At 29.1% G+C, this 25,807-nt stretch carries 19 protein-coding genes and 1 other annotated feature; of the genes, 11 read left to right on the top strand and 8 right to left on the bottom strand.

Translation table 11 applies throughout. From position 1 onward, the window contains the following. Nucleotides 1-21: 21 nt before the first annotated feature. Together B2S02_RS17520 and B2S02_RS17515 are read left to right on the top strand one after the other, a co-directional pair. Complete coding sequence (locus B2S02_RS17520) at nucleotides 22-930, top strand: DMT family transporter (protein WP_346847713.1); 909 nt, start codon at nucleotides 22-24, stop codon at nucleotides 928-930. Between the two features lie 36 nt (nucleotides 931-966). Then, a complete protein-coding gene (locus B2S02_RS17515) occupies nucleotides 967-1,908 on the top strand; it encodes a C39 family peptidase (protein ID WP_346847712.1) in 942 nt (313 codons plus the stop codon). A 69-nt stretch (nucleotides 1,909-1,977) separates the two neighbouring features. Here the strand turns inward: B2S02_RS17515 and B2S02_RS17510 are convergent, their stop codons facing one another. Beyond that, nucleotides 1,978-3,651, bottom strand: a complete 1,674-nt coding sequence (locus tag B2S02_RS17510; protein WP_346847711.1) for a M4 family metallopeptidase — start codon at nucleotides 3,649-3,651, stop codon at nucleotides 1,978-1,980. Nucleotides 3,652-4,003: 352 nt separating this feature from the next. Here B2S02_RS17510 and B2S02_RS17505 point away from each other — a divergent pair, with 352 nt between their 5' ends. Both B2S02_RS17505 and B2S02_RS17500 read left to right on the top strand, forming a co-directional pair. Next, the gene (locus B2S02_RS17505; RefSeq protein WP_346921091.1) at nucleotides 4,004-5,347 is read left to right on the top strand and encodes a helix-turn-helix transcriptional regulator; all 1,344 of its coding nucleotides are present in this window, start codon (nucleotides 4,004-4,006) and stop codon (nucleotides 5,345-5,347) included. A 3-nt stretch (nucleotides 5,348-5,350) separates the two neighbouring features. Next, nucleotides 5,351-5,482, top strand: coding sequence for a hypothetical protein (locus tag B2S02_RS17500; RefSeq protein ID WP_346921090.1), 132 nt, complete (start codon nucleotides 5,351-5,353; stop codon nucleotides 5,480-5,482). A gap of 142 nt (nucleotides 5,483-5,624) precedes the next feature. Here B2S02_RS17500 and thrS read toward each other — a convergent pair whose 3' ends face one another. After that, a complete protein-coding gene (thrS, locus tag B2S02_RS17495) occupies nucleotides 5,625-7,562 on the bottom strand; it encodes a threonine--tRNA ligase (protein WP_346921089.1) in 1,938 nt (645 codons plus the stop codon). Nucleotides 7,563-7,796: 234 nt separating this feature from the next. Beyond that, nucleotides 7,797-8,045: a binding site (T-box leader), on the bottom strand. 257 nt (nucleotides 8,046-8,302) lie between these two features. On the opposite strand from thrS, the gene B2S02_RS17490 reads away from it, so the two are divergent. After that, complete coding sequence (locus tag B2S02_RS17490) at nucleotides 8,303-9,649, top strand: SH3 domain-containing protein (protein WP_346921088.1); 1,347 nt, start codon at nucleotides 8,303-8,305, stop codon at nucleotides 9,647-9,649. Nucleotides 9,650-9,718: 69 nt separating this feature from the next. Further along, nucleotides 9,719-10,363, top strand: coding sequence for a phosphatase PAP2 family protein (locus tag B2S02_RS17485; RefSeq protein ID WP_346921087.1), 645 nt, complete (start codon nucleotides 9,719-9,721; stop codon nucleotides 10,361-10,363). A gap of 53 nt (nucleotides 10,364-10,416) precedes the next feature. On the opposite strand, the gene B2S02_RS17480 is transcribed toward B2S02_RS17485, so the two are convergent. Both B2S02_RS17480 and B2S02_RS17475 read right to left on the bottom strand, forming a co-directional pair. Then, nucleotides 10,417-11,322: a polysaccharide deacetylase family protein gene (locus B2S02_RS17480; protein WP_346878153.1), complete on the bottom strand. Its 906-nt coding sequence runs from the start codon at nucleotides 11,320-11,322 to the stop codon at nucleotides 10,417-10,419. 17 nt (nucleotides 11,323-11,339) lie between these two features. Next, complete coding sequence (locus B2S02_RS17475; protein WP_346847704.1) at nucleotides 11,340-11,612, bottom strand: hypothetical protein; 273 nt, start codon at nucleotides 11,610-11,612, stop codon at nucleotides 11,340-11,342. Between the two features lie 195 nt (nucleotides 11,613-11,807). Here B2S02_RS17475 and B2S02_RS17470 point away from each other — a divergent pair, with 195 nt between their 5' ends. Continuing rightward, nucleotides 11,808-13,187: a CCA tRNA nucleotidyltransferase gene (locus B2S02_RS17470; protein ID WP_346847703.1), complete on the top strand. Its 1,380-nt coding sequence runs from the start codon at nucleotides 11,808-11,810 to the stop codon at nucleotides 13,185-13,187. 52 nt (nucleotides 13,188-13,239) lie between these two features. Here the strand turns inward: B2S02_RS17470 and B2S02_RS17465 are convergent, their stop codons facing one another. The 3 genes from B2S02_RS17465 to atoD are packed head-to-tail and all read right to left on the bottom strand — an operon-like array spanning nucleotide 13,240 to nucleotide 14,917. After that, a complete protein-coding gene (locus B2S02_RS17465; protein WP_346921086.1) occupies nucleotides 13,240-13,542 on the bottom strand; it encodes a late competence development ComFB family protein in 303 nt (100 codons plus the stop codon). A 60-nt stretch (nucleotides 13,543-13,602) separates the two neighbouring features. Continuing rightward, on the bottom strand, nucleotides 13,603-14,262 hold the full coding sequence (locus B2S02_RS17460) for a 3-oxoacid CoA-transferase subunit B (protein WP_035135145.1): 660 nt from the start codon (nucleotides 14,260-14,262) through the stop codon (nucleotides 13,603-13,605). 1 nt (nucleotide 14,263) lies between these two features. Next, on the bottom strand, nucleotides 14,264-14,917 hold the full coding sequence (gene atoD, locus B2S02_RS17455) for an acetate CoA-transferase subunit alpha (RefSeq protein ID WP_035135146.1): 654 nt from the start codon (nucleotides 14,915-14,917) through the stop codon (nucleotides 14,264-14,266). A 559-nt stretch (nucleotides 14,918-15,476) separates the two neighbouring features. Between atoD and addB the strand changes: the two genes are divergently transcribed. The 4 genes from addB (at nucleotide 15,477) to B2S02_RS17435 (ending at nucleotide 24,904) form a co-directional block, all read left to right on the top strand. After that, complete coding sequence (gene addB / locus B2S02_RS17450) at nucleotides 15,477-18,947, top strand: helicase-exonuclease AddAB subunit AddB (protein WP_346921085.1); 3,471 nt, start codon at nucleotides 15,477-15,479, stop codon at nucleotides 18,945-18,947. Beyond that, entirely contained in the window at nucleotides 18,940-22,857 is a 3,918-nt protein-coding gene (gene addA, locus B2S02_RS17445) for a helicase-exonuclease AddAB subunit AddA (RefSeq protein WP_346921084.1), read from the top strand. Before addB ends, addA begins: the two co-directional genes overlap by 8 nt. A 148-nt stretch (nucleotides 22,858-23,005) precedes the next feature. Next, nucleotides 23,006-24,625, top strand: a complete 1,620-nt coding sequence (locus B2S02_RS17440) for a hypothetical protein (RefSeq protein WP_346876651.1) — start codon at nucleotides 23,006-23,008, stop codon at nucleotides 24,623-24,625. A gap of 111 nt (nucleotides 24,626-24,736) precedes the next feature. Then, on the top strand, nucleotides 24,737-24,904 hold the full coding sequence (locus B2S02_RS17435; protein WP_156964387.1) for a hypothetical protein: 168 nt from the start codon (nucleotides 24,737-24,739) through the stop codon (nucleotides 24,902-24,904). Between the two features lie 46 nt (nucleotides 24,905-24,950). Here B2S02_RS17435 and B2S02_RS17430 read toward each other — a convergent pair whose 3' ends face one another. After that, nucleotides 24,951-25,565: a 4Fe-4S dicluster domain-containing protein gene (locus B2S02_RS17430; RefSeq protein WP_346876650.1), complete on the bottom strand. Its 615-nt coding sequence runs from the start codon at nucleotides 25,563-25,565 to the stop codon at nucleotides 24,951-24,953. Nucleotides 25,566-25,807 lie beyond the last annotated feature (242 nt).

Below are 25,807 nucleotides of genomic sequence, written 5' to 3'. Positions count from 1 at the left end.
ATGCAGATAGGGGGAAAAATTATGAAGACAAAAAAAGCATTAGCGTACATAACGTTAATAGGTGTAGTGGTAGCTTGGGGAATTTCTTTTGTTAGTATAAAAGTAGTATTAGATGCATTTTCACCTGTAGCAATGGCCTTTGTTAGGTTTTTTATTGCCACTGTAACACTTATTATAATAAAACAATTTACAAATAAGGAGAAAGTTAATAAAGAAGATTATGGAAGATTGGCTGTTAGTGGAATTTTTGCTATCACCTTATATTTCTTCTTTGAAAATAATGGTATATTAAGGGTGTCTGCCAATTCAGCATCCATAATAGTAGCTACTTTACCTGTAGCAGCAATAATAGCAGATAAAATATTTTATAAAACAAAGATATCTAGATTAAGTGTAATTAGTATTATAGTATCTATATTTGGAATTTATTTAGTTATAGGAAAAGATGTAGTAGGTGGGTCTTTATCAGGATATCTTTATATGTTTGGTAGCGTAATAGCATGGTGTGGGTATTTAATAATTACAAAGCCTCTGTTTAAAAAATATTCTAACATAACAATTACAACCTATCAGTCTATTTTTGGTACACTAGCATTTATACCCTTATTACCTTTTGAAACTATAAATTTCCAGATGATTAATGGTAATATAATTTTAAATCTTTTATTTTTAGCATTAATATGTTCTTCTTTTGGAAACTTTGGATATAATTTTGCTTTTAAGGAATTAGATGTAGGTATATCTACTTTATTCTTAAACCTATGTCCTGTAGTTACTTTTATATTTAGTTTCTTTATACTTGGAGAAACTTTGAGATTTAGTCAAATAATAGGTTCAATAATTATTATATCAGCTGTATATATTGCAACTAAACCGCCTAAAGTACAATCAGAACTTGACGATAATATTAAAAAGGCGGATTTAAATTAATATTCTATAGGAGTTATATACTAGGGAGGGAGTACTATGAAAAAGCTTTTTGCATTGTTTATATTAGCACTTTCCTTTGTAGCATTAACAATTACATTTAACATATATATTTATGAAAGTAAAAAGGTTAGTGCTCTTCAAGATCATATGAGTTTTTTAGCTAGTAAGGGCAATGTTAGTTATATAAGTTCAGAGGAAGAAGCTAGGCTTGAAAAGGAAGAAAAGAGAAGGAAAAAAGAAGAAGAAAAGGCAGCAAAAGAAGAAGCTAAAAGAAAAGCTAAGGAAGAAGCAGAAGCTAAAAAGGCTGAAGAAAAGCGATTAAAAGAAGAAGAGCTTCAGAGAAAGAAAGATGAATTAGAAAAAGCATTAAATGCATCAAAGCAAATAAATCTAGATGTAGCTATAATTAATCAGTTGCCAGAATATAAAAATGGATGTGAGGCAACATCCTTAACTATGATGCTAAATTATGCAGGAGTTAACGTTAGTAAGGATTCTGTAATTGGAAAGGTCAAGAGGGATTTAACTCCAATTAAATATGACTCAAAAGGCAGTATAATAGAATGGGGAAATCCAAAGAAGGGATTTGTTGGAGATATAACAGGTAAAACTCCTGGATATTCTATAGATCCTGTGGCTCTTGCACCAGTAATAAATGAATACTTACCAGATAAAGCACTAGATTTGACAGGGTGTGATTATGGTGAGTTGGAAAATGTACTATCAAGTGGAAGACCAATTGTAGTATGGATAACATCTACTTTTAAAGAACCAAAAGTCTCTCATACTTGGACCAGTAATGGAACAGTTATAAAATCTTATTTTACTCAACATGCAGTATTAATCACAGGTATGGATGAGAATTCAATATATTATAATGATCCTTTAACTGGAGTTAAAAATGCAAAGGTTGATAAAAGCACATTTAAGTCAGTATGGACTAAGATGGGTAAAAAGGCATTATCCTATTATAAATAAAAATAAAAAACTCTATATCTAATCATAATACTAGATATAGAGTTTAAATTTTTATAAATAGGAGTACTGCTAGTTACCTAGAATTCCAACTGATGTTAAAGCATTAGATACTGCTTGTACTTCAGTTGAATTTGCTCCATATAAGTCTGTTGCAGCTTGTATTAAACCAAGTCTTGCTTGAGAGAAATTTGTAGTGGAGTTAAAATAAACAGTTAATGCTCTATAATATATATCAGCAGTTTTTTCACAGCCTATATTTTGAGCAACTAAATAAGCAGCTTTATTAGGAATCCCAGAGTTGATGTGAACTCCACCCCAGTCTCCAGATTCTGTGTTTGGTAGATTTTGATAATTATTCATGTGAGCAGGTTGATCATATAGTGTTGGATTTGCTAAGCTTCTTAATGCATCTCCTGATACTTTTGGAGTATAAATTTCATCTCCAACTACCCAATCAGAAGAATTGAATGTCCATTGACCGCCATTTGCAACATTGTACTTGTCGTAGGTTTGTACTAAAACACCTAGAACGTCTGACATAGATTCGTTTAATGCTCCAGATTGGTTTTCATAAGCAAGGTCTGCAGAGTTTGAAGTCACTCCATGAGTCATTTCGTGAGCAACTACGTCAAGATCTCCTGATAATGGAGCAAAATAGGATCCATCACCATCACCATAAACCATTTTATATCCATTCCAAAAAGCATTATTATAACGAGAGCCATAGTGTACAACAGAAGTTAAAGACATGCCTCTATTATCTAAACTATTTCTATTAAATAAATCTTTATAAAAATCATATACAACTTCTGCATAGCTATGGGCGCTTACTGCAGCTTTATCAGAAACTGTAGTACTAGAACTTGTCATTAAAGTACCCGTTGTTGTAGTTCTATAGTTAGCTGTATAAGTGTTTATAGTTCCAGTCATAGGTTTAGTAGTATCTTTTAATTGATATGAGTTAGTTTTATTTTGGTATAAATTTAACTCTCTAGTAGTACCATTTACAGCGATGCCTGTACCAGTAACTGGACCGGCTTCTCTTATTAAACTTTCTGTTTTTATAATATCACCACTATAAGCATCTACAAATATTTCCCAACTTTCCATTTCAGGAAGATCATAAGCAAGGTTTATTTTATAAACTTCATAAGCATTTTTATCGTCGAAGTATATATAATTTTCAGCTCTGACTTCTTCTGTTAATTCAGTAAATGTCTTAGAAGCTTTAGCTATTTCTATAGCTTTATCTGCAGTAAGGGGTTTATTATTCTTTTTAGTTACTGAGGATATTCTATTTTCTAAAGTTCCTGTTAGTCCAGTAATAACACCATTTTTATCAAAGTGTGCAGTTATAGTTTTTCCATAAACTTTTTTTCCGTCAAAGGTTTGCTGAAGTTTTATATGGGTAAATCCTAAATCATCTTGTTCAGCAGTGATAAGAGAAAAGTTATTTTTAATATTTTTCATATTGAATAGTGACATGTTTTCATTTAAGAAATCAATAACACTACTAGAAGATGGATTAACAGTTTCCGATAGGATACCGCTTATAAATAGTTTCATTCCATCTTTGTTGTCAATGTGAACTTTCTCCTTACCTTTGTTTAAATTTTTGAATTCCTTTAAGATATCTGCTTTATTTTTTGTAGGTTTTTCTAAGCCTTGTGCACTTACAGGTTGAAAAGTGAAGGTTGCAGCTAAAGCTACAGTTGCAAGAATTGAAATTAGTTTTTTGTCCATAAGATCATCCCCTTATTAATATTATACTTTTATTATATATTTTTGTATCAAAAATGCTATAAAAAGTTTAAGTCAAATTACTTTAACAGTTTACAGTGAAACACTGAATATTACATATTGTATCACGAAAAATGTAGTATCTTGTAAATAAATTTTTATTTTCATCTTAAAATTCTATGAAGATATAAAAAAAGAATATATTTTTATGGAATAATATGTATTTGAGATACATATTATATATAAATGTAGTATCCAATTTATTGTAGTATGAATTTAAAAATGATATGATTTAAGATGAAGTAGAAAATAAAAAATTAAAACTTAGGTATAGAAGGGGTTTAATAAGAAGGCTATGGATAGAAGTGTGGAGTTTATAAGTGGAAATAAAAAAATAAAGTTATTAAGAAAACAACTAAGAATGACTCAGCAAGAATTTCAAGATTCTCATTTTACCAGAGGATATTTAGGTTTATTGGAAAATGGAAGAAGGAATATTACATTACAGGCATCAAAGATTATTACCGAAAAGTTTATGAAAAAAGCAAAAGAATTGAATATTGAATTAGAGCTAGAAGAAGATTATTTTTCAAGAAGTGTGGAAGAAGATGCTAAATTATATTGTGAAAAAATCCTTAAAAATGATTTATCCATGGATGAGTTAAACGAAATTATGAATATTGGAGAAGAGTATAACTTAAATTCAATTGAAGCCAAGGTATACAGAAGAAAGGGAGATCTTTATTTTGGAGAAAATCAATATCTAGAAGCCTATAAAAATTATTTTTATTCTATGGATATTTTAAGAGGTGAAGAGCTAAATAGTGAAATATGTTACGTTTATAATAGATTAGGTTATTGCAAATTTTTACTTCTTGACTATGAAGAGGCTATTGTATATTTTAATAAAGCAATATATAATGCAGAAATGTTTAAGGATGAAAAGGTTTTAAGGTATGCTACATATAATTTGTCAGTAGCATATAGCTGTATAAATAAATTTCAAGAAGCTATAGATATTATAAATAAATTTATTCATAGGATTGACATGGAAAAAAGATTTTTAAATTATGTTTATGTGAATATATTAAAGGCCAACTGTTATGAAGGATTAAATGAAATAGATAATGCTATAACAATACTTCAGGAGTTAATTGAAATAGTAAAGGAAGAAAATGATGAGGAAAGTACTAAGATACTAGGACTCATATATAACAATCTAGGTTCCTTATATAGACGAGAAGAAAAATTATCTAAGGCATTGGATTACTATAATAAATCTCAACAAATTAGAAATAAGGTTGATAATAAAAATGTATCTCACACCTTAATTGAAAAGGCCAATATCTATGTTAATAAAAAGCTTTATGACGAGGCTATAATGATAATAGAACTTGGTATTGAAAAAGCTAACGAATATAATGATTATGAGTATATATTTAAGGGCTATGAACTACTTGAGAAAATTTACTGTGAATTAAATATGAAAGAAGAATTAGAAAAGATTATAGAAGCTGCTATTGGGGTTTTGAAAAATACTAATAATTCAGATTTGAAGATAAAATATTATACTAAACTTCAAGAACTTTATTTTAAAAATAAAGAATATGAAAAGGCTGAAAAGTGTTTATATATGATACAACGTTTATTGCAATCTGTTTCTTTCAATGATAAAATATGTATAAAGGAGGTGCTTTGATAAATGAGTAAGTTTTGTAAAAATATGTGTTTAATAGGAATTTTTGTTTTATTGTGTGCAACAGTTATTGGTATTCCTAAAAATGGAGAACATCCACCACTATTAGGAAGTATTAGCTCAAGTGAATTACTATAGTTTATAGTTAATGAAAGTGGCTATTTTAATATGGAGCTATCTATTTTAAAATAGCTCTTTTTACATATAGAATTAAAAATTAGTATAATAAAAGGACTGAGATTATCTCAGTCCTTAGTTACATTAAATTCTGTTTACTCAATTATCTTTCTTTACTATCAATTTCTTTGACAATTCTTTCAATGAATTTATCTATAGAAATTGAACCCTCATCTCCGTTTTTACGGCTTCTTACTGCAACTTCTTTATTTTCAGCTTCTTTTTCTCCTACAACTAAGATATAAGGAACTCTTTCATTACGTGCTTCTCTAATCTTATAACCAATTTTTTCTGCTCTGTAGTCAACTTCAACCCTAATATTATTTTTCTTAAGTTCAGCATAAACTTCATCAGCATAGTCATGATACTTCTCAGAGATTGGAAGTAGTTTAACTTGAACTGGTGCAAGCCATACTGGGAATGCTCCTGCATACTTTTCAATAAGAAGGGCAAGAGTTCTTTCATAGCAACCAATAGAAGTTCTATGAATAACATATGGATATTTTTCTTGACCATCCTTATCTACATAAGTCATTCCAAATCTTTCAGCAAGAGAGAAGTCTATTTGAGCTGTAATTATAGTGTCCTCTTTACCATGAACATTTTTAATCTGAAGATCAAGTTTAGGACCATAGAAGGCAGCTTCACCAACAGCTTCAGTATATTCAATTCCAAGATGATTTAAGATTTCTCTCATCTTATTTTGAACTGCATTCCAAGCTTCAGGTTCTCCAATATATTTTTCTTTATTATTTTCATCCCATAGAGATAATCTATAACTAATATCTTCTCTAAGACCTAGAGTATCAAGCATATAGTTAATCAAGTCAACTACCCCTTTAAACTCATCTTCAAGTTGATCTGGTCTACATGCAAGGTGACCTTCAGAAATTGTAAATTGTCTTACACGAATTAATCCATGCATTTCTCCAGAAGATTCATTTCTAAATAATGTAGAAGTTTCAGCATATCTTAGAGGTAAGTCTCTATAACTTTTAGATTCAGCTTTATAAACTGTGAATTGGAATGGACAAGTCATAGGTCTTAATGCAAATACTTCATTATCCTTTTCTTCATTACCTAGTACAAACATTCCTTCTTTATAATGGTCCCAGTGTCCAGATATTTTATATAAATCACTTTTAGCCATTAATGGTGTTTTAGTTAATAGGTAGCCTCTTTTTTGCTCTTCATCTTCAACCCATCTTTGAAGAAGTTGAACAATTCTAGCACCCTTAGGCATTAGAAGAGGTAGACCTTGACCTATTGGTTCAGAGGTAGTAAATAACTTTAGTTCTCTTCCAAGCTTATTGTGGTCACGTTTTTTAGCTTCTTCTACAGCTTCTAGGTATTCATCTAGTTCTGCTTTCTTTGTAAAGGCAGTTCCATAAATACGAGCAAGCATTTTATTTTTTTCGTTTCCTCTCCAATAAGCTCCTGCAAGTTTAGTTAACTTGAAAGCTTTCACTGGTTTTGTAGTCATTAAGTGAGGACCAGCACAAAGGTCAGTAAACTCACCTTGTTTATAGAAAGTTATGATTTCACCTTCTGGTAGATCTTCTATAAGTTCTACCTTATAAGGTTCATTTTGTTCCTTCATAAGTTTAATCGCTTCTTCTCTTGGAAGTTGAAAACATTCAATTGATAAATCTTCCTTAACTATTTTTTTCATTTCAGCTTCTATTTTATCTAAATCTTCGTTAGAAAATCCACCTTCAAGGTCGAAGTCATAGTAGAAGCCATTATCTATAGCGGGTCCTATAGCAAGTTTTGCTTCAGGAAATAGTCTTTTAACAGCTTGTGATAATATGTGAGCAGCTGTATGTCTAAAAGCTCTTCTACCTTCATCCTCATTAAAAGTTAAAATATTCAATTCACAATCCTCTTTAACTATATAACGAAGGTCTACAGTTTTTCCATTTACTGTTCCAGCTGTAGCGACTCTAGCGAGTCCTTCAGAAATACTTTTTGCAATTTCAATAATACTCATTTCATTTTCTAATTCTTTAACTGATCCATCTTTTAAAGTAATTTTAATCATTTAAAAATCTCCCTTCTATATCTAATATTCTAGCCAAAAGCTTTAAGTGAGAGTCCAAATCTTTGATTTGGTTCCTCGAACTTACTCCACCGAATGTATGTGAGATGGAGTTTCATATCGAGCAAAGCGAGAAAAGTAAATCTTTGATTTGGTCCTCGAATTTACTTCATCCAACCTATGTGAGATGTAGTTTCATCTTATATAAAATAAAAAAACTCGTCACTTTTCATAAAGAAAAGGGACGAGGTATACCCGTGGTTCCACCCAAATTGTCCTTAAACTTATTAAAATTAGATTATAAAGATAACTAATTTAACAAATTGATATAAAGGACCACTTTAAAAACTATAACGTAGTTAACGGACTTTATTAGAGTCACTCAGAGGTGGTCTTCAACATGATTTATTTAAAAGCAATTTCAGCTACTGTGCTTTCTCTCTGTAAATAAAGTGACATATCTACTGTCCTCTTCATTGCGATAATATTATTAGTTATTATTCTATTATATCATAAATCTTAGGTTATGATGCAGAAATTATTAACTTTATTTTAACATATATATGTTTAATGTCAACATAAGTTGTTAAGTAAATAAAGAATAATAAGAAAGGATTACATTTAATTTATATTTATGTAAATTTATAATATGTTAGCGAAATAAATAGTATAATTATATTAAGGATTGCTTGAAATTAAGAAATATTTAAGTGAAAATATATAATTAGAGGTGAGGATATACTATGAATCGTAATACTAATCTAAATGTTATGGATGAAATGTACTATAGTGATTTATGGATAAAATTATGCAAGAGAAGTAAAGATATTATTCTCACTAAGGATGAAATAAAAAAGTACAATGCTGAAGGAATTAAAAAGGGATATATTTATGATATATTTAATGAACCCAATGAAGTATCTAAAGAATATGTAGTTACTATGATAAATTGTGTAAGTAAGATTCCGGAAGGTGATAGATACAAGAATGGTAGTAAAGTAAACAAGGAATATTATGATAAACTTATTGATGATATGAATTTAAAAGAAATAAAGGACAAGATTTCTATAGAATATGGATTGGTGGTAAAGAGGGGAAGTATAAGAACATTTCCTACTAGTGATAGAGTGTTTAAGGGGGATAAAGAATATGATTTAGACAGATTTATGGAAAGTGCTATATATGCAGCGGAACCTTGTATTATATATGCTTTTAGTAAAGATGGAAAATGGTGTTTTTGCAAAACCTATAATTATTTAGGATGGATTAAAAAAGAGAATATAGCTTTTGGAAGTAAAAAAGAAATAGAAGAATATTGTAAATGCAAAGATTTCATTGTAGTTACAGGTAAAAAGATAAATCTCGGTTATAATCCTTTTATAGAGGCATTAAGAAATTTAGATATTGATATGGGAGTAAAACTACCAATAGAAACTAATTTGAGCAAGGAAGAATTAATTTATGATATGTATAGTGAAGGTAATTATGTAGTTAAGTATCCACTAAGAGAAAGTAATGGTAAATTAAAGTTTACTAATATTTTAATTCCATACAATGAAGATGTTCATAGAGGATATTTAAAATGTAACAGAAGTAATATATTAAAACAAATATTTAAATTCCAAGGAGAAAGGTATGGGTTGGGTGGAGAATTCAATGGAAGAGATTGTTCTTCCCTTATCATAGATACCTTTAGAAGTTTTGGAATACAATTTCCAAGAAATAGTGGTGATCAATTAAAAAAATCAGTTGGGAAAACATTGCTTGTTCATAAAGAAATGACTTATCATGAAAGATTGAAAATGTTAGATAGCTTGAAACCTGGAACCCTTATATTTTTAAATGGGCATGTAGCTATGTTCATAGGGAATTATAAAAATAGTCATTATATAATTCACGATGTAATAGGAGTATTTGTAAATAAAAAGGATTATGAAAAGAAAAATAAAGGGCAGAAGGAACAGGTTAATGAAGAAAAGATATACTTAGGAATAAAGGGTGTAACAGTATCTGAATTAAAAGAGATATACACCTCTAGTGGAAAACCATATGTTGAAGAGATTATTGGAATTAAGGACATATTCAATTAAAGTTAGAAGCAAAGTAATAGTAACAAAAAACAAAATATAGAAAAGATTATTTAAGAAAGGGATAAACTAATGAATCAATGGCTATACGGAATAGATAAGGGTATAACTGATGCTATACATTTTGGGTTACAGAATAAAATTTTTGATACTATGATGCCATTCATAACAAGGCTGGGAGATGCAGGGTTTATATGGATAGCAATTAGCATTATTCTTATATGCACTAAAAAATATAGAAAAGTAGGAATAACAAGTTTACTAGCAATATCTATAGGTACAATTTTAACAGAGGGAGTAATAAAGCATTTAGTGGAGAGAGTAAGACCCATTATTGCATATCCTATAGATAATCCTCTAATAAAACTGCCTATTAGTTTTTCTTTTCCATCAGGGCATACTGCATCTTCTATAGCTGTAGCATATGTACTTTCCACATATATTAAGAGATATAAGTTTTATTTCATATCTTTGGCAATCTTAATAGGTTTTTCTAGAATATATTTGTATGTTCATTATTTTTCGGATGTATTAGGTGGAGCAGTAGTTGGACTTGTAAGTGGAATTCTAGCTGTGTATATAATGGGGAAAATTAATAAACGAAAAGAAAAAAATGGAATATTAGCATATAAAATAACTAAAGGGATGTCTCAAAATAAACTAAATTTTATTAAAGTACAAGCTCAATACTTAGTAAGATTTAGTGAATTATTTTGAAACAACCCTTATAAATAGATTTTGTAATTGGGTAAAGTTATAAAATTCAATTGTTAATTTATAAAACGAATATCAGCTGAATTGTGATTTAAAGGTCTAAATACATATCCTTGAGCTTTTAAACCTTCAAGAATTTTTGGCATTGCATCTAATGTGGTATATTTGAAGTTTGTATCATGCATTAATATATTAGCTGTATTAACGTTAGAGCTACCATCAAGAACACTTTTTATTATACTTTTTTCATCCAATGTTACCTTAGTAGCATCTGAAGAATCAACATTCCAGTCAAAATAGGTGTACCCACGGTCTTTTAGGGCTTTAAAAATACAATGAGGCATATTTTTATGTTCACTCATATATCCTGTATTTGAACCACCTGGGAATCGTAAAATTTTAGAGGGTTCTTTACCGGTTATTTCTTTTAGCTTATTATCAAGAGCTTCCACATCACTAATAAAGGCCTTAGTAGATGAATAAATCTTTTGATAATTATGACTATATGTATGGTTAGCAAGAACATGTCCACGATTAACGATTTCTCTATAAATGTCATCAAAGCCTTCTTTGTATATTACAAAAAAAGTCGCTTTAGCATTGTATTTGTCAAGTACATCTAACAGTTTTAAGGTATTAGATGAAGGACCATCGTCAAAGGTTAAATGAGCAATCTTTTTTTGTGACATTGCCTTATCATATGCGGATTGTTTTTCACTTAGTTCTTTTTCTAACTTAATATTTTCTGCAAGTATAGAGTTGTTAGACGATGATAAAGAATCGATTTCTTTTAATAGATTACTTTGCTTACTAGAAGATACAAACATTTTTGTTGTTGCTAATACTGATATAAAAAAACATAAACATAAAGCTGATAAGGATATAATACTTAATATAGAGGGTTTCTTTCTTCTTCTTCTAATATTTCCTTTTGATGATTCAAGATTAATATTGTAATTCATGATTTTAGCTCCTTATGTTAATTATTAATTTCAGCAAGTTCGTCAAGTAAGGCATCTAAATCTGAACTTGACTCTAGCAAGGTCTTATTTGCTTTATGTAAATTAGCCTTTGTAGCTTTAAGGGATTCTATTTCAGTAGATAATTCATTATTTTTAAACTGGTATTCTTTCTCCTTTGAATTAGCAAAGACTGAAATTCCTATAAATATGAAGCAAAATATAGAAGCCATTACACAGAGTTTACCATGTGAGTTATTATGTTTTTTAGAATGAAATAAAGTATTTTTCATAAGAATCTCCTTTAATTAGTTATTATGTTTTATACTAATAATTATAAAGGAAATATTATGTATAATCATTACGAAATAGTAACAATTTGAAAACTTTTTTGTTGTTTTTTATATTTTAAATTTAATTGTAAACAGTTTTGTGGTATAAATTACATTGTAAAATTAAATAGGTGTATTTAAGGAGAAGGTATAAGTATGTATATTAACATGCCAAGGTATATAGAGAATTGTATTAATGACATAGAAAGAAATGGCTTTGAAGCGTACATAGTAGGTGGGTGTGTAAGAGATAGTATTATAGGTAAAAAGCCTAATGACTGGGACATATGTACCTCAGCAACTCCAAAGGAAATAAAGGAAATATTTATAGATAAAAAAACTATAGATGTAGGAATTGAACATGGAACAGTGGTAGTATTAATGGAAAATGAAGCAGTAGAAATAACTACATTTAGAGTAGATGGGAATTATTCCGATGGGAGAAGACCAGATAGAGTAGAATTTACTTCAAAACTTATAGATGATTTAGGAAGAAGAGATTTTACTATAAATGCTATAGCTTATAATCATAAAATAGGAATAATAGATTATTTTAATGGAATTAAGGATATAGAAAATAAGGTTATAAGGTGTGTAGGAGAACCAAATAAAAGATTTAAAGAAGACTCATTAAGGATAATGCGAGGATTAAGATTTATGGCACAGTTAAACTACAAAATAGAAAAAGAAACTCTAATTGCCATAGAGAATAACAAGGAGCTTTTTAAGAAAATTTCTAGGGAGAGAATAATTGTAGAGTTAAATAAGCTAATACTATCTGATTACCCTGGTGATGGAATTAAATATATGCTTAGTATGGGAATTATGCCTATATTAGTACCTTATCTATATAAAGATAAAGAAAAATATATTTATGATTTCTTTAAGGTAAAAGAATGTATTAAGGTTATAGAGGGATGTCCTAAAAAACTTTATGTGAGATTAACTGTATTTTTGTACTATATATTAAAAAGTAATAAAGATGAAAATAATATAAGAATTGATTATAAAGAGAATACATCTAAGTTAATACCTAAGCAAGACATAAAGATAAGCATTAAATGTAAAGAAATTCTTAAAGAACTTCATTATGATAATAGGACAATAAAGAACGTAAGTACACTTATAGCATATTATGATACTCCAATTTATGAAGATAAAGCATATCTTAAAAGGCTATTACAAGGAACAGGATTAGATGTATTAGGAGAATTAATAGTTGTAAAAGATATAACGAAAACATTTTTAAAAGAAGAAAACTTAGAAATGATAACTCAATTCAATTTAAATAAGACGAGAATAGAATTAATTTTAGATGAAATTATGAAAAATGAAGAAGTCTATAGGAAGACTGACTTGAAAATTACAGGAAAAGATTTAATAAATTTAGGGGTAAAAGAAGGCATAGTAATAGGAAAAATATTAGATGAATTATTAGAAATGGTTATTAAAGATCCTAAATATAATAATAAAGAAAAGCTAACTATATATGTAAAAGAAATATATGAAAAGTATAAAAGCAATGAAAATAAATAAAAAATAAGACCACTATGATTTAATCAATTAGTTAATCATAGGGTCTCTTACCTTATCTATATTCATGGTGTTTAGGATTTACTGAAACTTTTTCTACAGCTCTAATAACTTGAGCAGTTATAGAAATTTCTTCTTGCTTGTCAATTTCATTTAAAGCAGTAGTATAAATTTTACCTTCTTCACTAACCACATACTTGGGTTTTATAGAATTTAGGGCAAGAGCAGACATATCATCAAGGCACTTTTGACAAGTGCAAATATTAGGATAATCTTTAAGCACACTTTTTAAAACATGTTCAACTTGATCTTCTGCATAATTTTTGTAAGGTGGCATAAAAAAATTCCTTTCCAACATAAGTCTATTGGTAATTATTTTTAATTACCAATAGACTTTAATTAATTATTTTAAGTAAAATTATAATTCCATTTTCTTAACGTTTTCTGGGATTATAAGATCTGCAAGTGTTGCATTTTTTACATCTTCAATAGTAGCTTCTGGTCCAAGTTCCTTAAGAACAAGACCTTCTGAAGTTACTTCAAGAACTGCCATTTCAGTAATAATTAAGTTTACTTGATGAGCAGCAGTTAAAGGAAGTGTACATTTCTTTAATATTTTTGGATTACCTTTAGCTGTATGTTCCATAGCTACTATAACTTTTTTAGCGCCAACAACTAGGTCCATAGCTCCGCCCATTCCAGGAACCATTTTACCAGGAATCATCCAGTTTGCAAGGTTTCCTTCTTGGTCAACTTCTAAAGCTCCAAGTACAGTAGCAGCAACATGACCGCCTCTGATTATTCCGAAAGATACAGAAGAATCAAAGAATGCAGCTCCAGGGATAACAGTAACATGTTGTCCGCCAGCATTTACTAGGTCTTTTTGCTCTTCTCCAGGAGCAGGAGCAGCACCAATTCCTATGAATCCATTTTCAGATTGTAATGTTACATCTATGCCTTCTGGTATATAGTTAGCTACCATTGTTGGAAGACCTATACCTAGATTAACTACGTCTCCATCGTTAAGTTCTTTTGCAACTCTTTTAGCAATGACTTCTCTTATCATGTTCTTATCCATGTTAGTTCTCCCCCTTTACTATATAATCAACAAAGATATATGGTGTCATAACTACGTTTGGATCTATATCTCCAACTTCTACAAGCTCTTCAGCTTGAACGATTACAGTATCTGCAGCAGTAGCTATTAAAGGATTGAAGTTTCTTGTTGCTTGATTGTAGTATACGTTTCCTTTTTTATCAACCTTTGAACCGAATAAAAGAGCAACATCTGCTTTAAGAGGTTTTTCAAGAATGTATTCTTGTCCATCAACAGTAATAACTTCTTTACCATCTTGTACAATTGTTCCAAGGCCAGTTGGAGTTAAGAATCCACCAAGACCAGCTCCGCCACATCTGATTCTTTCAGCAAGAGTTCCTTGAGGTGATAATTCTACTTCCATTTCTCCAGAATTCATTTGGTTTCCAGTTTCTTTGTTTGTACCAATATGTGATGCAATAGTTTTCTTAACTTGTTTGTTAACTATTAACTTACCAATACCTCTATCTGGAAATCCAGTATCGTTTGCTATGATAGTTAAATCTTTAACGCCTTTTTTAACTAAAGCATCTATAATAGCTTCTGGAGTACCTACAGCTAAAAATCCACCAATCATAACAGTCATTCCATCTTGAATTTTAGCAACTGCTTCATCAATTGAAATAAGTTTATTCATATGTTAAACCCTCCATAAATAAAAAATTTTCTTCCATACTAGTTTACCCCTAATTTAAATATTTTGCAATGTATAAAGGCTGATTAAATTTTTAATTAAAAAACTAATGAAATTATTTATTTTAAATTATTAAGGTCTAATTTTGTTAAATATTACACGAAATACTTAAAACTATATTTTCTTCATTTAATATATCTATCTATATAAATAGGTATATATGGAACTATTTATATAGATAAATATAAAACTAGTTACCTAGGAAACTATATAAATATATAACTAGTTAACTAGTTGTTCTCGCCACAAGGGTTTCAGGGATTTTGATATTTTAAAAGTGGAAGAAAAGCTGTATTAAAAGAGAAAGAATTTATAGATTTATTATTTTTGATTTAATTATAATAATGGGTAAGTATAGAGATGTTTAGATACTTATAAATAAGCTAAGGATATTAAAAAAGAATCATTGGCTTATGCTATAATTAGGTAATAATAAAGTAAGAAAGACACTATAAGAAATTGTGAAATATATAAGGATATTTAAAAGTTAGGAAGTGAGATTTTGGGAATTAGATTTATTTACGGCAGAGCAGGTACAGGTAAGAGTTATACCTGTATTGAAGAAATCTATGAAAAATCCTTTGATAATAAAACTCCATTAATATTAATAGTTCCAGAGCAGTTATCCTTTAGAGCAGAGAAGGCTCTCATTGAGAGGATTGGTGCCACTGGAATAAATAATGTACATCTTTTAAGTTTTAAAAGATTAGCTTTTACTATTTTTAATGAAGTAGGTGGAGTAACTCATAAGTACATGAATGATACAGGAAAAGCAATAATTGTAGGAAGAGCTATAGATGAGTCAAAAGATAAACTTAGCATATTTAAACAAGCTACAAAACAAAAGGGGTTTATAGATAAAATCATAGGAGTACTTACGGAATTTAAAAGACATAAAATTACTCCACAGACTCTTAAAGATTTAAAGGAAAATGTGGATGAAAGTTCACTACTAGTGGATAAGTTAAGTGATATTGAAGCAATTTATTCAAAGTTTCAAGATAAACTTAGTGAAGGATATTTTGATCCTGAAGATAATTTAACCATTTTAAAAGGAAAGATTGAAGAAAGTAGGTTTTTAAAGGGAGCAGAAGTGTGGATAGATGAATTTAGTGGCTTCACTCCTCAGCAATATGACATCATAGGAAAACTTTTAAGAGTTTGTGCCAATGTCAATATAACAATACCCTATGGTGGGGATGAGGTCAAAGATAAAAATGAGGATACTAATCCTTTTTATCCAATTTATACTACAGAAGAAAAGCTTACAAAACTTGCACAAGATTATGGATACTATCCTAAAAATAATCTTCATTTACACATTGGACATAGATTTAAAGAAAGTGAGGAATTGTCCTTCTTAGAGGAAAACTACTTTAATAATAGGGGAAAAGCATTAAAAACTCCTACAAAAAATATAAGTATATTTAAAGCTCAGAATCCCTATGGAGAAGTAGAATATGTAGCCAAGGAAATATTGAAACTAGTTAGAGAGAAGGACTTTAGATATAAGGACATTATAGTTATAAGTAGAGATTTGGAAAATTATAAGGACATAGTTAGAGTAATATTTGAAGAATATGAGATTCCATTTTTTATTGATGATAAGGAAGATATAGCTTCAAATCCATTGGTTATATATATAACTTCACTTTTAAACATATTTTCTAAAGGCTTTAGAGATAATTCCATAGTTAATTATTTTAAAAGTGGTTTTGCAAATTTATCACCATCAGAAGTAGATTTACTAGAGAATTATGTTTTAGAGTTTGGTATTAAAACTAGGAAAAAGTGGATAGATGATAATGATGAGTATTGGAGAGAGAGTTCTAAGTATGAGAATATAATAGAAATAAAAAATAAAGGAATAGAGCCTCTCATTAAATTAGAGGAGAAATTAAAAGGTAAACATAAGGTTAAAGATATTTGCTCAAGTATTTATAAATTCTTAGTTGATAATAGAGTTTATGAAAATGTAAATGAATATATAGAGAAATTTAAAAGAGATAATAATCTTTTATTAGTGGATGAGTATAGTAGTATCTGGAATATGCTTATTGAGCTTTTAGATCAGTTTGTAGATATTCTTGGAGAAGAAGTGGTGACCATTGAAGAGTTTAATAATATCCTATCTATGGGCATATCCCATAATAAAATGGGGTTAATTCCTACATCTATGGATCAAGTAGTGGTAGGAAGTGCTGAGAGAATAAAGGCTCAAGAGGTAAAGGTAGCTATAGTTGTTGGTGTAAATGATGGGGTACTTCCAAGGATTACAGGAGATGAAGGTCTATTTAATGATAATGATAGAATAGTGTTTAAAAATAATAATATAAGTGTGGCAGATAATAGCTTTGAACTAGCCTTTGGAGAACAATATTTAATATACAATTTGCTAAGTATTGCAAGTAATCTACTATATATTACCTATCCAATTGCTGATTTAGAAGGAAAGGCTAAGAGATATTCCATGGTGATTTCAAGGTTAAAAGCCTTATTTCCTAATGTTTTGGAGAATACAGATATATTAAAGGATGAAGTTGGAGAAGATGAAAAAGGCATAGTAGGAAAAACTCCTACCTTTAATAATTTAATAAAAAAGCTCCATGAATATATAGAGAAAGATGAGATAACAGACCTTTGGAAGGAGATATATAGATATTATTATAAGGAGTCAGAATATAGAGAAAAACTTCTCAAGGTAATAAGTGGCTTTACCTATAAAAATCATATAGAAGCCATAAGTAAAGATAAAATAAGGCAATTATATGGGAAAAGTCTCAGTGTATCTAAAATAGAAGCCTATGCAAATTGCTCCTTTGGCTATTTTGCAAAGTATGGTCTTAAAGCTAAGGAAAGAAAGATTTATACCTTTGCACCCCTGGATTTTGGAAATCTAATTCATGAAGGCCTTGAAAAGTTTTCTAAAAGAGTAGAGAAAGAAAAAGCGGTGTGGGGAACTTTAGATAAAGAATTTTGTGAAAGAGTTATAAGTGATGTTATATCAGAGCTTATAAATTCTGAGGAACATAGAATATTAAAAAGTTCTAAGAGATATGAATATGTAGCTACAAGGGTAAAAAGAATTTTATACAGAATGGTGTTAATTATTAATGAGCAGATGGAAAGGGGAACTTTTCAGCCTATAGGCTATGAAATTTCCTTTGGATTTGAAAAAGATGATTATTATCCACCAATACCAATAATTTTATCCACAGGAGAAGTAGTAAAATTACAAGGAAAGATTGATAGAGTGGATAAAACCTCAATAGATGGGGTTAATTATTATAGAGTTGTGGATTATAAAACAGGAAAAATAGACTTAGATATAAATGATGTATATAATGGATTAAAAATTCAGTTACTAACTTATTTAGATGCAATTTTAACTCTTGAACAAGAGAAAGTGTCTAAAAAACCAGTGGTATCAGAAGGAAAAGGAAGAACCATGCCAGGAGCTATGGTATATCTTTCTGTAGATGATCCAATAATGGATGGGTCTAAAAAACTTACCATGGAGAATTTAGAAGAAGAAGTATTAAAGGCGTTAAAAATGAAGGGAATCGTCATAAGAGATTTAAAGGTAATTAAGGAAATGGATAAAACCATAGAAAAAGGAGGAACCTCTTCCATAATTCCTGTAGCTTTAAATAAACCCAAAAAGGGTAGTGATGAAGCCGAATTTTCAAAGAATAATAGCTCAGTGATAACCTATGAAGGTTTTAATGTGCTTAGAAGCCACATGAAGGAAAAGGTTAGAAAAGTCTGTGAAGATATGTTAGAGGGAATTATAGAAGTAACTCCATGTAAAAATGGAAAAAGCTATTACTGTGAATTTTGTGAGTTTTCTTCTATATGTCAGTTTGATGAAACAATGGGGATTAATAATTTTAAAGTAATGCCTAGAAAAAATAAAAAAGAACTTCTTCAGCAGCTTGAAGTAGAGGGAAAAGGAGGTGAAGGTAATGAGTAGCGTAAAGTGGACAGAAGACCAACAAAAGGCCATTGATATTAGATATAGAAACACATTAGTATCTGCAGCAGCAGGTTCTGGAAAAACTGCAGTTTTAGTTGAAAGAATTATAAAAATTATCACAGATAGAGATAATCCTGTGGATATTGATAAATTACTTATAGTAACCTTCACTAATGCAGCAGCGGCAGAGATGAGAGAACGTATAGGAGAAGCTATTAACAAAAGAATTAAAGAGGAGCCTAATAATAGAAACCTCCAAACTCAATTAATACTTCTTAATAAGGCAAGCATATCAACTCTTCACTCCTTTTGTTTAAACCTAATTAAAAATAACTTTCATCAATTAGATATAGAACCAAACTTTAGAGTTGGGGATACCACGGAGATAAATCTTTTAAAGGTAGAAGCCTTAGAAGAACTTATGGAAGGGAAATATATTGAAGGAAAAGAGGAATTTATAGAGCTAGTAGAGAGTTATTGTGATAATAAAAGTGATAGAGCCTTGGCAGAAATGGTACTAAGATTATATAACTTTTCTATGAGTATGGGTGCTCCTGTAGCTTGGCTAAAAGCAAAATCCGAAATTTTCAATGTGGGTGAAGATTTTTCCTTTGAAAAATTACCTTTTAAGGATGTCTTACTAAAAGAATTAAGAGAAGATATAATAAATGCTTTAGAGATAAATAATGAAGGGTTAGATTTTGTACTAAATAATCCTATTATTGACAAATATAAAGCTACTTTTGAAAATGATGGAGAAATATTAGAGAGAACTTTAACAATAATTGAAGGTGAACTAAAGGAAGATAGACAATACATTGAAGAAACTGGTTTTGGAAGAATTCCAACTTTAACAAAGTTAACGGAGGAAGAGAAAGTAATACAAAAAAAGGCCAAGGATTTAAGAGATGCTGCTAAGGAAATATATGTGGGGGTAAAGAGTAAGATATTAAATGCTACTTCTGAGGAAAATATAAAAATTACTAAAAAACTTTATCCACTAATGAAGGAGCTAACAAACCTAGTAATAGAATTTAAAGATATCTTTGATAAGAAAAAGAGAGAAAGAGGTATCATAGATTTCAATGACCAGGAACATTTTGCCCTTGAAATTTTAAGAGATAAGGAAGATAAAAATAAACCATCAAGCATTGCTTTAGAGCTTAAAGATAAATTTGAAGAAATACTAGTAGATGAATATCAAGATTCAAATAGTGTTCAGGAAGAAATAATCAATCTTATTTGTAGAACAGAAAAGGATACAAGAAACGTATTCATGGTTGGAGACTTAAAGCAAAGTATATATAGGTTTAGAATGGCAAAGCCCGAGCTATTTAAAAATAAGAAGGAAACCTACACTAAAAATGGAGATGATTATAATGCTCTTATTACTCTCCATAAAAATTTTAGAAGTAGAAGAGAGGTTATAGACGGGATAAACTATATCTTTAATGCTGTTATGAGTGAGGATGTAGGGGAACTAGCCTATGATGAAAGTGAAGAGCTCAAGGTTGGGGCCAGTTATAAAGAGTTTTTAGGTGAAGGTAATATTGGTGGGGAGGTGGAATTCAACCTTATAAACCTTGATTATGAAGATGTTGAAGCTAATGAAAATAATGAAAATAATGAAATAGAAGAAGAACTTCAAGAACAAAGTGATATTACTAGTAGTGAGGAAGAACTGGATAAAGAAGAACTAGATTCCATGCAGCTAGAGGCTAGATTTGTGGCAAAACGAATAAGAGAGTTAATGGAGCATCATGGGGAAAATTCATTAAAGGTATATGATAAAAACTTAGATGATTATAGAAGAGCTACCTATAAGGATATGGTTATTCTTTTAAGGTCAAGTAATAAGCTTTCTCCTATATTTATAGAAGAATTCAAAAGAGTAGGAATTCCTCTTTTCTCAGAAGGGGGAGGGGGGTATTTTGATACTCTTGAAGTAAAGACAGTTATAAGTGCTTTAGAAATTATAGATAATCCAATACAAGATATTCCTCTAATTGCTGTATTAAGGTCACCTATTGGTGGATTCACTACAGAAGAGTTAGCGGATATAAGAATTTCTAATAAAAATGTGAGTTTTTATCATGCCATGGTAGGCCTTTTAGATTATGAGAAAAAGGATTATGAAGATGAAAACCTTAGTGATACTTGGGAAGAAATCTATAATAATACTGGTCTAAAAATAAAAATAAAAACCTTCCTAGATAAAATAAATAACTGGAGATTAGAAAGTAAATATACCCCTATAAATCAGCTCATATGGGAAATCATAACGGATACAGGCTACTACGGTTATGTGGGAGCATTGCCTGGAGGAGAGCAAAGACAGGCTAACTTAAAAATTTTATTTAAGAGAGCTAAGGATTTTGAAAGAACTAGCTATAGAGGTTTATATAATTTTATAAATTTTATCAATAATATAAAAACTAGTAGTGAAGATATGGGAAGTGCTAAAATCATAGGAGAAAATGAAGATGTAGTAAGAATCATGAGTATTCATAAAAGTAAGGGCTTAGAGTTTCCTATAGTATTTCTCTGTGGTCTTGGTAAAAGATTTAATGAAGGTGATTTAAAAGGCAAGATACTATTCCACCATGAATTAGGTTTTGGACCTACTTATATTGATTTAGATAATAGAGTTAGTTATAACACATCTCAAAGGGAGTTTATAAGCAAAAAAATTCAAGGGGAAAACAAGTCAGAAGAGATGAGACTTTTATATGTTGCCCTAACTAGAGCAAAGGAAAAATTAATCTTAGTTGGAAGTGGTAAGGCTCTAGATAAGAAAATTGAAAAATGGTCTGGGGCAGGTATAGATGAAAATGGAAGTATAAAATCAACCTATGTAAAAAATCAAAAAAATTATATGGATTGGATAGGAGCTTCTCTTATAAATCATAAAGCTGGAGAACCCCTAAGGCATTATAATGAAAATATTTTAAAGGAAGATTTTAAAGAAGATCATAGTAGATTTAAGGTAGGTATATATTCTAGAGAAATTTTTGAAGAAATAGAAGATGCAGCCTTAGAAGAAGTGCCAGTAAAGGAAAAAATAAATAAACTTTTAGATAATGCTGATGAAAATATAAGTAAAGATTATTATAAAGTAATTAAAAAAAGATTAGAATTTACTTATAAATATGAGGAAGCAACAAAGCTGCCTACAGTAATAACTGTTACAGAGTTAAAAGAGCTTCACAATAATCTACAAGAAACCAATAGAGAAAATAATCTATATATAGAAGGTGATGGTTTAGATGAAGATAATTATAAAACTATAACCTATGGAGATGAAGTAGAAGGACCGAGAAAGTTTAGGCCTCTAATGCAAACACCACTATTTCTTCAAGAAAAAAAAGGATTAACTCCATCAGAGGTGGGAACTGCTTATCACAATATAATGCAAAGATTAGACCTAAGTGGTGACCTTTCTAAAGATGACCTTACAAGGCAAATTAATACCATGGTAGAGAAGGAGTTAATAACCTTTGAAGCAGCAAAATCAGTTAAGGTAGATAAAATTCTTAAGTTTTTACAGAGTAACATAGGAAAAAAAGTAATAGAAGCTTTTAAAGAAAATTCTTTAAAAAGAGAGCTGCCTTTTAGAGTGGAAATCAGTGCTTCTACTATTTATCCTAATGTTAGTAAAGAAACTTACTTAGAGGAAAAGATGCTTTTAAGAGGAGTTATAGACTGTTACTTTGAAGAGGGAGAAGAAGGGATTATTTTAGACTATAAAACTGATTATGTAAAAGCAGATAATATAGAAGAAATTAAAGAAAGATATAAAGTGCAATTAGATTATTATAGTAAAGCTATAAAAGATGCCTTTAAGAAAGAAAAAGTAAGGAAATACTTATACTTATTTTCACTAGATAAAGAAGTTGAAGTAGAATAATAGAAAAGGTATGCCATAAAATGAGGCATACCTTTTATTATTAGAGGAGAATATTAATAGATTTCTGTAGTGAATTATTTTTGAAACAAGGAATTTTATGTATTTTGTAGAATAAGTTATTCAATTAAAGTATTGGAGTTGAGCACTTATGGAAGAGGTAAATAAAACACTAGTAACTTCATTGTATAATAAAATAAACTTGTATCTAGATATTGTAGAGATATTTGAATATTTACAGAAAGAATTTTCAAGCTATTTTAAATATGATAGTTCTATTACAGAGTCTACAACAAAGAAGTTCATTGGAGATTTTAATACCTTTGTTATAGTAGAAGAAAAGGAAAGAATTGAAGAGGTTTTTCATAAAGTACATACTAGTGAAGATCATAAGGTAAGCTGCAATGCTTTAAGTAAGGAAGTAAAAATAGATAAGAAATTCATCCATGATATTTTAGATAGTATAGAAAAAAATATAAATTCTAGGTTAAATCTATTTAAAAAGAAATTTGAGCTAGAGGTGTATACATTTCACATGAAGCATGGTGAAAAAGAAATATATAATGAACTAAATAGATATGTTTATGAGGATATGGAAGGGACATTATCATACATAGAAATAGGAGTTGTTCATCTTAAAAACATTGTAATGGGTGCTTTAGAAGAAGAAATAAAATCTTATCATAGGTTTATTTGGAATACATTCAAAGAATTAATGGTTGATTTAAGGGGAATAGATACCTTAAATAAGGGTGATATTTCAGATAAAATAATTATTAAAGAAGATGAGATTTTAAATTCCTTAGATGCTTTAAAAGAAAAGATATCAGAAGTGGTAAGGAAAGAATTTATAGAAGTACTACTTAACTTAATTAATGAAGCCTTTGGAGATGAATTTACTAAAAGAATAAAAATTTATAAAAAAGAATTAAATAAATACTTAGCCAAAGAAATTTGTGAATCAAATTTAACTAAAATAGAATCAATAGGATATACAACTACTTACGATAATTCTATGAAAAATAGAGAATGTACCATAGGATATAAGGTGTTTTCCTTAGAGCATGACTTTTTAAATATGATGATAAATATAAGTAAATTTAGCTTTGATGAAATAACAGATGAAATAGAACTCAGTATAAACAGTATATTTTATAATGAATTTACTAGACTAATTTATTATATAAATAGTGAAGAAGAGTTTTATGCCATGTGTAGAAGTTTTCAAGATAAGTTTAATTATATAACTTGTGAAATTATTAAATCTTCATTGAAGTCCATAAAGGATAATTATTATAACTCTATTATAGATATACTCATGGATAATATGAAATCTATCAGTGGTATTAATGTTTTTAAATCTATAGATAGCTATAGAGGAAATATAAAAGTATATAATCAAGGCTTAATTATGGATTTATATAATAAATGGAATAAGATGTATGGTAATTATAATGAGCTAAAGAAGTACTGTATAGATATATCTAATATATTAATTTTAGATGAAAAAGATATTTTAAAGGAGTATTTTCAGTTGGATTTTAAAGAAGATAGTATATTCAAAGGTGAATATTACTGTGACTTTAAGGCATTGGAAAGAAAAAAGGAAGAACTTTATAACAATGTAGCTTTAATAAAAGAAAAACTATTAAAAACTCTTCAAGGAGATTTTACAACTTATTTTGATCATTTATTTCAAAGTATAGGAAAAAATTTAGAATATGCAAAATCAGAAGAGAAGAATTATTATACGGCAATTAATACTATATAAACTTATAAGTACTTTTTAGATACTTTTAGGTATTAATAAATTTTTTAACTACACTAGGTGGTACAATTAACAGAATATAAGTAATATTTTAAATTGAATGGAGTTGGTATTATGTCAGTGGATTTGTTTAAAAGAGCTAATGCTAAGGATTCAGAGTTTAAGGGAAGAAGTGCTGATACAGAAAAATATTATTATAATCACTCTTTTAAAGCAAATATGATAGCTACTGGAATTATTGTTGCTGTAATTTTAGGGTTTATTTACTTACTTATTAGATAATAATACCAAAAGCCTAGAAAGGGTAGTTCCTTTCTGGGCTTTCTTTTTAGTCTTCAATATAATTTAAAAGGTTATTAAAACCTATTCTATAAACAGTAGTTGCAAAGGCCTCCCCTTGGATTTTATGAGCATTATAGAAGGATAAAAGTTTATCCATTACCTTAGGAATTTCCTCTATGCCATAAAATTTAGGTAATATGTGTGGAGGACAGGCTAATTCTGTACTATTAATATAAATAGTTAATCCTGTTCCTGCTGAAGATAGGGCTAAGAATGAACAGTTGCCAATGCAATTTCCACATCTTAAACACTTGTCCTCATGTAGGACTAATTCTTTATTTATTTTTTCAAGGGCGCCACTAGGACAATATTTAGTACATCTTGTACATGCTATACATTCACGTTGATTTAAATCTACTTTTGTACCATTAATTATTCCTATTGAATCTTTATATATTTCACTATACTTGTCTACTATATCTACTAGTTTAGTTAAATCATTTTCATTATAATTTTCTGCCGGTGTAGGTAGTGTGCTTCTCTTAAAAATAGACTCACAGTTATCATATAAGAAGCCTTGAACCTTTCTTCTTAATTCTATTGAAGTTTCATCTAATTTTTCATCAAAGGCCTTAGTAATATCTTTAGTATAATTAGTCATAAATATATTCTCCTTTTATAAAATATAATCCCTATAATAATTGTAATATGATTTAATAATAGAATAGCAAAGTATATTATTAGGTTCAAGATTTACTATAAATATAAGTTAAGAAGTATTTTTACTTAAGGCATATTCAAAAAATAAATAAGTCAGAATGCTCGTTTATTTTGTGTTATACTGCGTCAACAGAACCCGTAGATAGTGCTACTATCTATGGAACCTGTTTCCTTGTCTAACTC

It is taken from the genome of Clostridium sp. UBA7339, from assembly GCF_002470865.1.
In the GTDB taxonomy this organism is placed as follows: Bacteria; Bacillota; Clostridia; order Clostridiales; family Clostridiaceae; genus Clostridium_J; species Clostridium_J sulfidigenes.
This window is presented reverse-complemented; position numbering and strand designations above follow the sequence as displayed.